Genomic DNA, 13,420 nt, shown 5'->3' with positions numbered 1-13,420 from the left:
TGCGATAAATACCTGTACATATCATCAGGGAATAGAAGGAAAGTCCAGCTGAAAATAAATGAAAATAACGGCGTGGATGCGGGGATGAATTATTTCTGGTGATGGGAATAAAGCGGCTATTTAGCCGCTTTATTGGTTTCTGAGGCGGGTTAATTTATGGCTGCGTCGGTGAGGGCGTCGGCCAGGTGGAGCTGGGTTTGTTGGGCGGATTGGATATGTTTTCTTAATGAACTACATAAATTCAATAAAGAATTAACAGCCAATACCACTCTTGCTTGTTCGTGCTCCGGCGGTAGTGGAATAACCGTTTGAGAAATCTTTGCGACGTTCAAATTGGGCTGAGCACCACCAGATGCTAATGCTCTCAAGTCATCATATGATTTTTCAAAGAAAATTTTTATAAATTTACGATGGCTATCTTCATTTGCGATTAATTGGATTGCCGCACATGCTTGGTTTGTGCCTGCATTTATTAATAATTCTGTAATTTGGCCTCTGGTTTTACCTTGGCCATACATGGCAATAATGAGGGTTCCTGGTGGATATATCGAAACATTAGTATCATTAATCGCTTTTTTTGTAACGCACTCACTTGTGGTTTTAATAAATGGTTTACTGGTTTCACCACTGGTCACCCAATTAATTTCACCATCCAGCCAATATTTAGGCTCATCACGTGAAGGTGTTGCTCCTGTACCTACTGTTGAAATATCGCTTATTCGACACCATTCCCAACCATCCGGCAGTTCAAAAGGTTTTTCCTCATCACTAATCGGCGGCAACGGTTTTTGTTTTTTAATTTTCCCGTCTTTTATCAGCTGTGCTTTTTCCTGCGCAATACGTTTGAGCAGTTCAGAAGCCGGTTCATCGTTCGGATCCTGCGGCACCAGTTTGCCCATCACCGCCAGTTGCAGAATGGTCTGTTTTAAGGCGTCAATGCTGGCTTCGGTGGTAAACAGCGTATCGAAATGCTCGCTGATACGCGCCCAGTTTTCGGCCAGTTCCTCGGCGTTCTGGCTGCCGGTTAGCGTGGTTAGCAGGGTTTCAACCAGCTGTTGATGGGTGTCCAGACTGGTCAGGGAGTGCTGTTCCAGTTGGTCGCAGAGTGTCATTAGCTCCGTAATTTTATTAACAATGCGAGACTGCTCATCTAGTGGTGGTAATGGAACTAAAAAACGAGCTAAATCTGTAGCTGCCAGATTAGGTTGGGCTGTTCCATTATCATATTTATTTATAAAATCATAAGATAATGGCGCATCGAAATATAAATGAATATATTTATTAAATGTAGGCTTAAAAACACGAACGATTACTAGTGATGAAGCAATTGCTCCTGATAGGTTTTGTACAATTGCTGATTTACCTAGAGAACCTCTAAGACAAAATAAAATATCACCATTGAGGAATTTTCCTGAACGGAGAATGCTAAAATGTTCTGGTGTAATGAATGTCATGTCTTCTTGTCGTATATTTCCATTTTCAAGATGACCTGCGTTGACAAATGGTATTCCTGTCTCTACTAGTGTTGACTTATTCGGATAGTTTTTACTTCTGTCACCATTTTCTAATGAACATATTTCTTGTAATGCAACCCATTCCCACCCCGCAGGCAGCTCAAACGGCTTCTCTTCCTCGCTAATCTCCGGCAGCGGCTTCTGCTTTTTAATTTTCCCCTGCTTCACCAGCTCGGCTTTTTCCGCCGCAATGCGTTTCAGCAATTCAGACGCCGGTTCGTCGTTCGGATCCTGCGGCACCAGCTTGCCGCGCACCGCCAGCTCCAGAATCAGCTCGCGCAGCTTCTTAATGCCGTACAGGTCAATCTTACCCGAGCTGCCGCGCCCGGCGGTGGAGCGGGTTTGTAGCGCCGTGGTCCAGGTGTCGATATGGTCGACAATCAGTTTTTCCACCGCCATCAGTTGGCCTCCTTACCGGAGAGCGCCGGGCCGAGGATATCGCGCAACTGGTGGCGCAGAGTCTGGATTTCTTCCTGCTGCTTTGCGTACTGTGTGAGCAGTTCATCCGGATCGTGGCTGACGGTTTCCGCCTGGTGCGGGTTCTTGATATCGAGGTTAAAGTTGCGGGCAATCACCTCATCGATGCTGACCTTCCACGCCTGTTCGTTCTCGACGCGGCTGACGAAGCCATCGGCTTCGTTGCCCCACCAGTCGATCTCGGCCTGGAATTCTTCAAACTTCATCGGCTTGGTTTTGCTGTAGTTCTTCACGCCCGCCGGGTACGGATGCTCGTAGAACCAGATGTCTTTGGTCGGCTGGCCTTTGGTAAAGAACAGCAGGTTGGTTTTGATCCCGGTGTACGGGTTAAACACGCCGTTCGGCAGACGCACGATGGTGTGCAGGTTGCACTCCTCGGTGAGCAGCTTTTTGATTTTGGTTTTCACGCCTTCGCCAAACAGCGTGCCGTCCGGCAGCACCACCGCCGCGCGGCCGTTTTTCGCCAGCACTTCAATAATCAATTGCAGGAACAGATCCGCCGTCTCGCGGGTCTGCATCTCTGCCGGGAAGTTCTTCTCGATGCCGTCTTCTTCGGTGCCGCCGAACGGCGGGTTGGTGACGATGACATCCAACTGTTCATCCCACGACGACAGCGGCTTGTTGAGGGTGTTGTCGTGACGAATTTGCACCGGCACTTCGATACCGTGCAGCAGCATATTGGTGGTCGCCAGCAGGTGCGGGAGCTGCTTTTTCTCCACGCCGTGGATCTGCTGTTGCAGCGTCTGGTGATCGGCCACGCTCTTCACGTAGTTGTTTTTTACGTGATCGAACGCGCAGGCGAGGAAGCCGCCGGTGCCGCAGGCCGGGTCCATAATCGACTCGCCGAGCTTCGGATCGACGCGATCGACCATAAAGCGGGTGACGGCGCGCGGGGTATAGAATTCACCGGCATTGCCCGCCGATTGCAGATCTTTGAGGATCTGTTCGTAAATGTCGCCGAACAGGTGGCGCTCGCTGGCGCTGGTAAAGTCGATTTCGTTCAGCTTGTTGATCACCTGACGCAGCAGGGTGCCGTTTTTCATGTAGTTATAGGCATCGCTGAACGCCTGTCTGACCACAAAGCCGCGGGGGTTTTTATCGATGGGCGCGGTGAGGTTTTTCAGCGCCGGGAACAGGTCATCGTTGACGAATTCCAGCAGGGAATCGCCGGTAATGCCCTCGGCGTTCGCCGCCCAGGTGCGCCACAGGTAGCGCTGCGGGATCGGATACTGATAGTTATCCTGCTCCAGTTCGAGCGCCTCTTCCTGGGCGTCAAAGATTTTCAGAAACAGCAGCCAGGAGAGCTGGCCGAGGCGCTGCGCATCGCCGTCCACGCCGGCGTCTTTGCGCATAATGTCCTGTAATGATTTGATAACCGAGCTGATTGACATGATGTGTTCCATGTTTCATTAACAATAAGGCCTTCTGCTACGCGGTGGCAGCAGAAGGCGCAAAAGGGGGAGTGGTTACGCGGAGCGGGGCGGTAAGTGGTAGATTTCGCTCTCCAGCTCGCTGATGGCCTGATTATACCCGTTACGGTCGCCGAATCCGCTTTTAATGATCTCCGGCAGCGTACCCATGCTGTCGAACGGCTTAAGCTTCAGTACCTGAATACTCTCTATTTCCTGCACGCCTGCGTCGGCGTATTTATCCAGCAGCGTATTCAGCACCGTCTGCGCGGCGTCGGAGTATTTGGTGAAGTAGTTGCGCTTACGCACGTTCTCCGCCCGCTCTTTGCGGGTTAACGGCGGCTGACCATACACCACGTGGCACAGCATGTCGAACGGGTCGAGGTCTTTACCGACCTCTTCCGCCAGCACTTCCCAGATGATGCCTTGTTGTTCCAGCTCCTTGATGATGGCCTCTTTGCGCTCAGCGTCCAGCCATTTGCGGGTGAAATCATCCAGCGAGGCGTACTCTTTGAGCAGCGTTTTGCGGGTGTAGTCTTTAAAGGATTCGGTGACCAGCTTGCCGTCGGCATCGTAATACTGCACGCGCTGGGCGATCACGCCGACGGCCACGCCGTTGACGTGGAACTTCCGCACTTTGTTCTCGTCGTCTTCCGGCAGCAGGCCGACATCATCTGAACCGGTGACGGTATACGGCGCGGGATCTTCATTGGCACCGATGATGTCGTCTTCGGCTTCTTCCTCGTGCTCGTCGAACAGCTCTTCAAAATCAGACTCCGGGTCGGCGATATCTTCCGGCGTGGTATCCATCACCTTTTCCGGGATGCCGTCGAAGCGCTCGTCGGCGAACAGTTCGGTAGCCTTTTTGAAGTCGAGGATGGTGAACCATAGCTTGCCGTAGCGTTCATCGATGCGGGTGCCGCGACCGATGATCTGCTTGAATTTAGTCATCGACTGAATGTTTTGGTCCAGCACCACCAGTTTGCAGGTTTTGGCATCCACGCCGGTGGTCATCAGTTCGGAGGTGGTGGCGATAACCGGATAGGCTTTTTTGGGGTTAATAAAGTTATCCAGTTGGGCTTTGCCGATGTCGTCATCGCCGGTGATTTTCATCACGTACTTGTCGTTCTTTTTCACCTGTTCCGGGTTGAGATTGACCAGCGCGCGGCGCATCCGCTCCGCGTGATCGATGTCGTTACAGAAGATGATGGTTTTATCCATCGGGTTGGTGCGTTTGAGGTAATCGGTAATGGTTTTGGCCACCAGTTCGGTGCGCTCATCAATCACCATCGTGCGATCAAAATCTTTCTGGTTGTAGATGCGGTCGTCAATCAGCTCGCCGTTTTTATCCGCCTGGCCTTTGGTCGGGCGCCAGCCCTGGAGGTCGACGTCGATATCGACGCGCACCACTTTATAAGGGGCAAGGAAGCCGTCCTCGATGCCTTCTTTGAGCGAGTAGATATACACCGGGTCGCCGAAGTAATCGGTGCTGGAGACTTCATGAGTCTCTTTCGGCGTGGCGGTTAAGCCAATCTGCGTGGCGGCGCTGAAATAGTCGAGGATTTCGCGCCAGGCACTGTCTTCCGAAGCGCTGCCGCGATGGCATTCGTCGATCACAATCAGGTCGAAGAAATCCGGGGCTACCTGTTTAAAGGCTTTTTGATCTTCTTCCGGGCCGGTGATGGCCTGGTACAGCGCGAGATGGATTTCAAATGCCGGGTCGATGGTGCGCCCGGTGACCTTGGTCATCGCCGTGCCAAACGGCAGGAAGTCATTATTTTTGGTCTGATCGACCAGAATGTTGCGATCGGCGAGGAACAGGATCCGCTTCTTACTTTTAGCTTTCCATAAGCGCCAGATAATCTGGAAGGCGGTGTAGGTTTTCCCCGTCCCGGTCGCCATCACCAGCAGAACGCGGTTCTGCCCGGCAGAGACCGCTTCAATCGTTTTATTGATGGCCTGTAGCTGATAGTAGCGCGGCGCTTTGCCACTGCCGTCATCGTAGTAGTCCTGGGTAATAACCGGAAGCTGAGTTTCGGTGTAACCTTTCCAGACGCAGTATTTTTGCCACAATTCGTCAGGCGTTGGGAATTCGTCGAGGGTAATTTCTCGCTCAATCGCGCCGATTGCCGTTTTATCGTGGAAGATAAAGCCATCGCCGTTAGAAGCAAACGCAAAGGGAACGTCCAGCAGGTGGGCATAACCCAGTGCCTGCTGCATGCCTTTGCCGATTTCATGTTTATTGGCTTTGGCTTCGATCACCGCCAGTGGCATGTTTAATTTGTGATACAGCACGATATCGGCAGATTTCACCGTTCTGCGCGCCGCGACTTTGCCGCGCACAATGACCTTACCGTCCCGGAGTTTGACCTCTTGTCTGATTTGCGTTGTGTCGTTCCAGCCAGCATCAAGGATGGCGGGCATAACGCGTTTGGTGATGATGTCTGCTTCCGTCAGGGTACTCAGGTTCAGGTCAGCCATTGGGGATTCTCATCAAATAGCGATGCGCGAATTCTACACAAAAAATCAGATGAAATCATTACACGCTATGTGCATTATTGGTGTTAAGTCTCTGTTTTAGATGAATTCGTGAATTTTGTACCCAACATATAAGGTTTTAATATGGAAGTTATTAATATTTGGAGATCCTTTCTTAAACATTTTAAACAGAAAAAATTAGACTCTGCGGTGGTTGTCTACGGCATGATCGCAATCTATTTAATTCCCTATAAGTTTCCTTTAAAAAGTTACCTGGTTGCATTTCTTTTTATATCTATTCTGATATTCTCCTGTACTCAAGAAAATCGAGTCAGGGAATATATTAGTTTCTTTATACGTACAGACAATAACCATTTATTGACTCGGTTTGCTGGTATTCTATCGCTAACTGCATGGTCAATTTTTTTGCTTTTGTTGTTGTCTGCTAATGTGTTTGTTAACACCATAACGTATTGGTTAGCAATTTTATTTTCAGTCTCTATCCTCATTAGTAGCATTTTGACTGTTTTAGATCTTGCCAGAAATAATACAGCAAAAACCCTTAAGGTAATCGGCCTGGCTGTTACCGCATTTTCAGGTATTTTTGCTTTTACTAGTAGTTACTCTGCCAGCATTTTCTGGCAAATTAGTAATCTGGCGCTATCCTCTTCTCCGTGGTTAGAATATTGTTGGAAAGCCACCGCATTTCTTATGTTTTTCTTGTGGTTATCACAACCTATTTGCTATGGGCTATTTCTGCGTTACGGTGATAAAGCAAAAGGGTATCGAATCTTTACATTAACGGGTGCTTTTATCATGTCAATATTTTTGTTTCTGCTTGTTCCTATGCTGATCGGTGATGCCGCTTATTTTGTGCTAAAAAAGACCATCAACTATGAATGGCGTGATGAAGCAAAATGTGGTGAGCTAAAAATTAAGAATAAAAACGAAAAGTATTTTGGTTTTAATACTAATAAATATACAGTCTTTTATTCAGATAAAAATGAAAAATGGGGGTTCTATGAGCTTACCTGCAAAAAAGGGAGTGACAGGAGAGATTCTTATATTGTAGAACCTTTGCCGGAATATAATATACCCTCGTGGTTAAGGTAGCTTGTATTTATCCTTATGTGGTGGTGTGCTGGTGATGGGAAGAGTACGACAACGGCGAATGGGGTGTTTCTTATCAGCTCAGCAGGGGCCATCATCCCGTGATGGCCCTGATACGCATTACTTCTTCAACCCCGCAAATGCGGCTCTGATCTCGTCTTCCGGCAGTTGAATACCGATAAACACCAGCGTGCTGTGCGGCTGTTCGTCGCCCCACGGGCGGTCCCAGTCGGCGCTGTACAGGCGCTGGACGCCCTGGAACAGCAGGCGGTTCGGTTCGCCTTCAATCCATAGCATTCCTTTGTAGCGCAACAGTTTCTCGGCGGACTCCAGCAGCAGGTTTTCCATGACGCGGGAAACGTCGCTGATGTCTACCGGATAATCCAGCTCCACCACAATTGATGAGATATCGTTTTGTTTGTCGGCGATAAAGTGGAAGCGCGGTGTGGCGCTGACCACGTTCTCCTCCAGCATAAAGCCGTTGGTGTCGAACAACAGGGAGAGGTCGATATCGCCGTGCGTGACGGTGTAAACCGGGGCGCGGGCGTTGATGCGCGCTAAGCGTTCACGCAGTTTTTCGCTAACTCCCGCCACGTCGGTTTTGGTCAGCAGGATGCGGTCGGCATAACCGACCTGCGACTGGGCGATGGTGAACTGGTTCATCTGCTCGTCGGCGTGTACCGCATCGACCAGCGAAATCACGCCGTCCAGCAGGTAGCGCTGGCAAATCACGTCATGGGAGAAAAAGGTCTGAATAATCGGGCCGGGGTCGGCCATGCCGGTGCACTCAATCACCAGACGGTCGAAATGGATGTTGCCCTGGTCGAGGTTGTCTAGCAGGTCTAACAGCGCGTCTTCCAGTTCACTTGAGCGGGTGCAGCAAATGCAGCCGTTAGTCAGGGTTTTGATCTGGGTAGCGCGATCGCCAATCAACTGATCGTCAACGGAAACTTCGCCGAATTCGTTTTCGATAACGGCAATCTTGTAGCCGTGTTTTTCGTTAAGAATGTGGCGCAGCAGGGTGGTTTTACCCGCGCCGAGAAAACCGGTGAGTAGGGTAACTGCAATCGGGGTCATCAGTGCCTCCATTAACAGCAGCGCATGCCGCCTTTTCCGTCGCCGCCGTAACGTGCCTGCTGGCGCTCGCGGAAGAATTCTTCATAGCTCATGTACGGCTTGTCTGGATGGTTGGTTTGCATATGCTCGACATAGTTGTCGTAGTCTGGAATGCCAATCAACATCTTCGCCGCCTGGCCGAGATATTTTTTTGCCTGACCTAAGTTACCAAACATTTTCTCATCCAGATATGAATAAAGCCCAGCGAACCGGGCGTTGGTTTTGCCGGATGGCGGCTTGCGCCTTATCCGGCCTACGTTAACTGCATTTTGTAGGCCGGGTAAGCGTAGCGCCACCCGGCATCCGATTAATGGTGTGAAGAGGTCTTCACGCCGCCTTCCGGCACCGGTACATACGGCGTCTCTTTATCGGTACGACCGTTGATGGTGCGGGCTTTCTGCCAGGTACGGAACCCATAGAAGATGATGCTGTACACTACCACCAGGAACAGAATACTCAGGCCTGCGTTGGTGTAGTTGTTCACGACGATGTGGTTCATATTGGCAATTTGCTGCGCGGTCAGTTCGCTGCCGTTGGCAATCTTCTCTTTGTACTGGTTAGCCATGTAGAAGAAGCCTTCCATCTGCGGGTTGGTGCTGAACAGTTTCAGACCCAGCGCCCAGGTGGTGCAGATCAGCAGCCATACTGCCGGGATAACGGTAACCCAGATGTATTTGGTGCGCTGCATTTTAACCAGTACCACGGTACCCAGAACCAGCGCCACGGCGGCCAGCATCTGGTTGGAGATACCGAACAGCGGCCACAGGCTCTTAACGCCGCCCAGCGGATCAACCACGCCCTGATACAGCAGGTAGCCCCACAGACCGACGCAACCCGCAGTACCGATGACGCCAGCAACCAGAGAGTCGGTTTTCTTCAGGAACGGGACGAAGTTACCCAGCAGATCCTGCAACATAAAGCGGCCGGAGCGGGTGCCTGCATCCAGCGCGGTCAGGATGAACAGCGCTTCGAACAGAATACCGAAGTGATACCAGAAGCCCATGTCAGCCATCGGCAACACTTTGTGGAATACGTGAGCGATACCGACCGCCAGCGTCGGTGCGCCACCTGCGCGGTTCAGTACCGACGGTTCGCCGATGTCTTTCGCGGTTTGCAGGATCTGCTCAGGCGAAATTACAAAGCCCCAGGAGCTGACGGTTGCCGCCGCGTGCGCGGTGACGTCTTTCAGCTGCGCCATAATCAGCGGCGCGTTCTCGCCACCCATTTCGTGCAGGTTCGGCATGGTGATACCGAGGCCCGCCGGTGGGGTGTTCATCGCGAAGTAGAGACCCGGTTCGATGATAGACGCCGCAACCAGCGCCATGATCGCCACGAAGGACTCCATCAGCATTGCGCCATAGCCGATGAAACGCGCGTCGGTTTCACAAGCCAGCAGTTTCGGCGTCGTACCGGAAGAGATCAGCGCGTGGAAGCCAGATACCGCGCCACAGGCGATGGTGATGAACAGGAACGGGAACAGCGCGCCTTTCCACAGCGGGCCGGTACCGTCAATGTACTGGGTCATCGCTGGCATTTTCAGCTCTGGGTTGAGGATCAGAATCCCCAGCGCCAGACCGACGATAACGCCGATTTTCAGGAAGGTTGCCAGATAGTCGCGCGGGGCGAGGATCAGCCATACCGGCAGCAGTGCGGAAATAAACGCGTAACCGATCAGCGCGAAGGTAATGGTGGTGTCTTTAAAGGTCAGCGCCGGGCCCCAGTAGGGGTCGTGCGCAATCACGCCGCCGAAGTAAATAGAAGCAACCAGCAGCACGATGCCAATAACGGAGACTTCACCCACACGTCCCGGACGCAGGAAGCGCATGTAGATTCCCATAAACAGCGCGATAGGTACGGTTGAGCAAACGGTGAAGACGCCCCACGGGCTTTCGGCCAGCGCTTTTACCACGATCAGCGCCAGTACCGCGAGGATGATGATCATGATTAAGAAGCAGCCAAACAGGGCGATGGTGCCCGGCACCGGGCCCATCTCTTCTTTGATCATCTCACCGAGAGACGCGCCGTTACGGCGGGAAGAGATAAACAGCACCATGAAGTCCTGTACCGCACCGGCCAGCACTACGCCCGCCAGCAGCCACAGCGTACCCGGCAGGTAGCCCATTTGCGCGGCCAGAACCGGGCCGACCAGCGGACCGGCGCCAGCGATAGCGGCAAAGTGGTGACCAAACAGTACGTAACGGTTTGTCGGGACGTAGTTCAGGCCGTCGTTATTAATGACCGCAGGCGTAGCACGCGTTGGGTCGAGTTTCATCACCTTCTGGGCGATGTACAGGCTGTAGTAGCGATAAGCCACCAGATAAACAGAGACGGAAGCGACCACGATCCACAGGGCGCTGACGTGCTCACCTCTGCGTAAGGCGACGACCGAGAGGCAGAATGCACCGATGATTCCAAGAATCACCCAGGGTATGTGCTTGAATATCTTTTTCGTATCCATAGTAAAACCTGGTTTTTAAGATTAATAATTGGCCGAAGCCGTTGGGTTTGAGTCTGTGTTTGAGGAGGTAAATTGACTGCTATGCTGAGGTGATCCTGCCAGAGATACGCGCGCGTAAAGTAAGGTAAATAAGTGAGTGGTTATATGTGGGCTTAAGCGGTCAGGAGTGTCAGTGAGTGGTTTTTCCGACGGCGGGATGCGGTCATTTATGTGATTGAGATCACTAATTAAAATCCAGCATTTCTTTTTCGTCGATCGTGAACGGAGAATCATTCGTGCTGATATCGTCCCAACCAGTACGAATTCGGTAAAGTTTTCCCTTTCCAGGCCGAAAATTCTGGTATCTGTCTAGCGGAAAGAGAAAACATGTTAAAACGAATCAAGATTGTGACCAGCTTGCTGCTGGTCCTGGCAATATTTGGCCTTTTACAACTCACCTCAGGCGGTTTGTTCTTTAACTCATTGAAGAATGACAAAGAGAACTTCACCGTTCTGCAAACCATTCGTCAGCAACAGTCCACGCTGAACGCCAGCTGGGTTGCGCTGCTGCAAACGCGAAACACCCTGAACCGGGCGGGTATCCGTTACATGATGGATCAGAACAATATTGGCAGCGGCGCGACCGTTACCGATCTGATGCAAATTGCGACGACCTCTCTGAAACTGGCGGAAAAACACTGGGCTGAGTACGAGGCGTTGCCTCGCGATCCGCGCCAGAGTGAAACGGCGGCAGTGGAGATCAAGCGTAACTACGATATCTACCACAATGCGCTGGCGGAGCTGATCCAGCTGTTGGGCGCAGGTAAGATCAACGACTTCTTCGATCAGCCGACTCAGGGTTATCAGGACGGTTTTGAGAAGCAGTATGTTAACTACATGCAGCAGAACGATCGTCTGTATGACATTGCGGTAGAAGATAATAACCGTTCATACAGCCAGGCGATGTGGGTACTGGCGAGCGTGTTAATTGTTGTACTGCTGGTGATCGTCGCCGTCTGGTTCGGTATTAAGCTCTCTCTGATCGCGCCGATGAACCGTCTGATCGAAAGTATTCGTCATATTGCGAACGGCGATCTGGTGAAACGCATTGATGTGGAAGGCTCTAACGAAATGGGACAACTGGCGCAGAGCCTGCGTCATATGCAGGGCGAGCTGGTTCGTACCGTCGGTGATGTGCGTAACGGCGCGAATGCGATTTACAGCGGCGCCAGCGAAATCGCGATGGGCAACAACGATCTCTCTTCCCGTACTGAACAGCAGGCCGCCTCTCTGGAAGAGACCGCCGCCAGCATGGAAGAGCTGACCGCCACGGTGAAACAGAACGCCGAGAACGCGCGTCAGGCCAGCCATCTGGCATTGAGCGCGTCTGAAACCGCGCAGAAAGGCGGTAAAGTGGTGGATAACGTCGTGCAAACGATGCGTGATATTGCTTCCAGTTCGCAGAAAATTGCCGACATCATCAGTGTGATCGACGGTATTGCTTTCCAGACCAACATCCTGGCGCTGAACGCGGCGGTAGAAGCGGCGCGTGCGGGTGAACAGGGTCGTGGTTTTGCCGTGGTAGCGGGTGAAGTTCGCAACCTGGCGCAACGCAGTGCGCAGGCGGCGCGTGAGATCAAGAGCCTGATTGAAGACTCCGTCAGCCGTGTGGATGTGGGCTCAACGCTGGTCGAAAGCGCCGGTGAAACGATGGATGAAATCGTGAACGCGGTGACGCGTGTGACCGATATCATGGGGGAAATCGCCTCGGCATCTGATGAGCAAAGCCGTGGTATCGACCAGGTTGGCCTGGCGGTAGCGGAGATGGATCGCGTTACCCAGCAGAACGCCTCGCTGGTGGAAGAGTCTGCCGCCGCCGCTGCCGCGCTGGAAGAGCAGGCCAGCCGCTTGACGCAGGCCGTTGCCGTATTCCGCATTCAGCAGGAACAGCAGCGTGCGCGTGATGCCGCAGCGGTGAAACCGGCTTCTGCGTCTGTACTGCCGCGTAAAGCAGCCGTCGCGGATAGCGGTGATAACTGGGAAACCTTCTAAGCCGTCATGCCGGATGGCGCTGGCGCTTATCCGGCCTACGGGCAGGGAGCTGCTGTGATGCCGGATGGCGCTGGCGCTTATCCGGCCTACGGGTAGGAGGCTGCTGTGTTGCCGGATGGCGCTAACGCTTATCCGGCCTACGGGCAGGGAGTTGCTGTGATGCCGGATGGCGCTAACGCTTATCCGGCCTACGGGTAGGGAGTTGCTGTGTTGCCGGATGAATCCGGCCTACGGTATGGATGCGGTGCTTGTAGGCCCGATAAGGCGACAGCCGCCATCGGGCGCTTCAGACCAGCCTCAGGCGCATGGCGCAGCGTGATTCATACGCCAGACCGTGCGCCGTTTCTTCCTCTCGCTTTTGACGTAACCCTGGCGACAGGTTCTCATCATCCAGCACCACAAATCCCATTCGCGCATAGAGCGGCGCATTCCACGCCACGTCCCGAAAGGTGGTAAGCGTCAGCGCATCAAAACCGCTGCTGCGCGCCTGCTCCGCGACGTACGCAATCAGTTGACGGCCAATGCCTTTTCCCTGCCATTCACACAGCAGAGACACCTCGGCGATAAACAGCGATGAATCCAGCGCTTCGGCCAGTAAAAAACCGACAGGACGCTCATCGGCCAGCGCCAGCCAGCTCAATCCTTTTGCGGCGTGTTCCCGGTGTTGTTCAACTGAAATAACAGGGCCGTCGGCTATCCATGCCAGCGCAGGCACGTCCCGAAAGCGTTGACCCGCAGAGCGTTCAATGGCGGGCATGACGGTGATATCAGCCAGCGTGGTAGGGCGAAAAGTCATCTTCATGCGCGGGAGTATAGCGTGGATTGCG

9 protein-coding genes are annotated in these 13,420 nt (G+C 52.6%); 2 read left to right on the top strand and 7 right to left on the bottom strand.

The features are described 5' to 3' along the window. Nucleotides 1-149: 149 nt before the first annotated feature. From FD428_RS18525 to hsdR, 3 genes are all read right to left on the bottom strand, one after another. Nucleotides 150-1,913 (bottom strand): restriction endonuclease subunit S, encoded by a 1,764-nt coding sequence (locus FD428_RS18525; RefSeq protein WP_110494709.1) that lies wholly within the window; start codon nucleotides 1,911-1,913, stop codon nucleotides 150-152. Next, nucleotides 1,913-3,382: a type I restriction-modification system subunit M gene (locus FD428_RS18520; protein ID WP_114847992.1), complete on the bottom strand. Its 1,470-nt coding sequence runs from the start codon at nucleotides 3,380-3,382 to the stop codon at nucleotides 1,913-1,915. The genes FD428_RS18525 and FD428_RS18520 overlap by 1 nt, the downstream gene beginning before the upstream one ends. Nucleotides 3,383-3,457: 75 nt before the next feature. Next, the gene (gene hsdR / locus FD428_RS18515; protein ID WP_110494707.1) at nucleotides 3,458-5,881 is read right to left on the bottom strand and encodes an EcoAI/FtnUII family type I restriction enzme subunit R; all 2,424 of its coding nucleotides are present in this window, start codon (nucleotides 5,879-5,881) and stop codon (nucleotides 3,458-3,460) included. 141 nt (nucleotides 5,882-6,022) lie between these two features. On the opposite strand from hsdR, the gene FD428_RS18510 reads away from it, so the two are divergent. Then, nucleotides 6,023-6,991, top strand: coding sequence for a hypothetical protein (locus FD428_RS18510; protein ID WP_110494706.1), 969 nt, complete (start codon nucleotides 6,023-6,025; stop codon nucleotides 6,989-6,991). Nucleotides 6,992-7,108: 117 nt separating this feature from the next. On the opposite strand, the gene yjiA is transcribed toward FD428_RS18510, so the two are convergent. The 3 genes from yjiA to btsT form a co-directional block, all read right to left on the bottom strand. Then, the gene (yjiA, locus tag FD428_RS18505) at nucleotides 7,109-8,065 is read right to left on the bottom strand and encodes a GTPase (protein ID WP_024130743.1); all 957 of its coding nucleotides are present in this window, start codon (nucleotides 8,063-8,065) and stop codon (nucleotides 7,109-7,111) included. Nucleotides 8,066-8,076: 11 nt separating this feature from the next. After that, the gene (locus FD428_RS18500; protein ID WP_024130742.1) at nucleotides 8,077-8,280 is read right to left on the bottom strand and encodes a YbdD/YjiX family protein; all 204 of its coding nucleotides are present in this window, start codon (nucleotides 8,278-8,280) and stop codon (nucleotides 8,077-8,079) included. A 131-nt stretch (nucleotides 8,281-8,411) separates the two neighbouring features. After that, nucleotides 8,412-10,562 carry a pyruvate/proton symporter BtsT gene (gene btsT, locus FD428_RS18495; protein ID WP_047459136.1) on the bottom strand — a complete coding sequence of 717 codons (2,151 nt, stop codon included), beginning with the start codon at nucleotides 10,560-10,562 and terminating at the stop codon, nucleotides 8,412-8,414. A 366-nt stretch (nucleotides 10,563-10,928) separates the two neighbouring features. Here btsT and tsr point away from each other — a divergent pair, with 366 nt between their 5' ends. Next, nucleotides 10,929-12,593: a methyl-accepting chemotaxis protein gene (gene tsr / locus FD428_RS18490; protein ID WP_012134223.1), complete on the top strand. Its 1,665-nt coding sequence runs from the start codon at nucleotides 10,929-10,931 to the stop codon at nucleotides 12,591-12,593. Nucleotides 12,594-12,879: 286 nt separating this feature from the next. Here the strand turns inward: tsr and FD428_RS18485 are convergent, their stop codons facing one another. Next, nucleotides 12,880-13,395, bottom strand: coding sequence for a GNAT family N-acetyltransferase (locus FD428_RS18485; protein WP_110494705.1), 516 nt, complete (start codon nucleotides 13,393-13,395; stop codon nucleotides 12,880-12,882). Nucleotides 13,396-13,420 lie beyond the last annotated feature (25 nt).

Source organism: Citrobacter sp. TBCP-5362 (assembly GCF_005406305.1).
Taxonomy (GTDB): Bacteria; Pseudomonadota; Gammaproteobacteria; order Enterobacterales; family Enterobacteriaceae; genus Citrobacter_B; species Citrobacter_B koseri.
This window is presented reverse-complemented; position numbering and strand designations above follow the sequence as displayed.

What these genes read in the sequence shown, in the direction of transcription:
- FD428_RS18525 (WP_110494709.1), bottom strand. Translation starts at nt 1,913, where the DNA reads ATGGCGGTGGAAAAACTGATTGTCGACCATATCGACACCTGGACCACG.
- FD428_RS18520 (WP_114847992.1), bottom strand. Translation starts at nt 3,382, where the DNA reads ATGTCAATCAGCTCGGTTATCAAATCATTACAGGACATTATGCGCAAA.
- hsdR (WP_110494707.1), bottom strand. Translation starts at nt 5,881, where the DNA reads ATGGCTGACCTGAACCTGAGTACCCTGACGGAAGCAGACATCATCACC.
- FD428_RS18510 (WP_110494706.1), top strand. Translation starts at nt 6,023, where the DNA reads ATGGAAGTTATTAATATTTGGAGATCCTTTCTTAAACATTTTAAACAG.
- yjiA (WP_024130743.1), bottom strand. Translation starts at nt 8,065, where the DNA reads ATGACCCCGATTGCAGTTACCCTACTCACCGGTTTTCTCGGCGCGGGT.
- FD428_RS18500 (WP_024130742.1), bottom strand. Translation starts at nt 8,280, where the DNA reads ATGTTTGGTAACTTAGGTCAGGCAAAAAAATATCTCGGCCAGGCGGCG.
- btsT (WP_047459136.1), bottom strand. Translation starts at nt 10,562, where the DNA reads ATGGATACGAAAAAGATATTCAAGCACATACCCTGGGTGATTCTTGGA.
- tsr (WP_012134223.1), top strand. Translation starts at nt 10,929, where the DNA reads ATGTTAAAACGAATCAAGATTGTGACCAGCTTGCTGCTGGTCCTGGCA.
- FD428_RS18485 (WP_110494705.1), bottom strand. Translation starts at nt 13,395, where the DNA reads ATGAAGATGACTTTTCGCCCTACCACGCTGGCTGATATCACCGTCATG.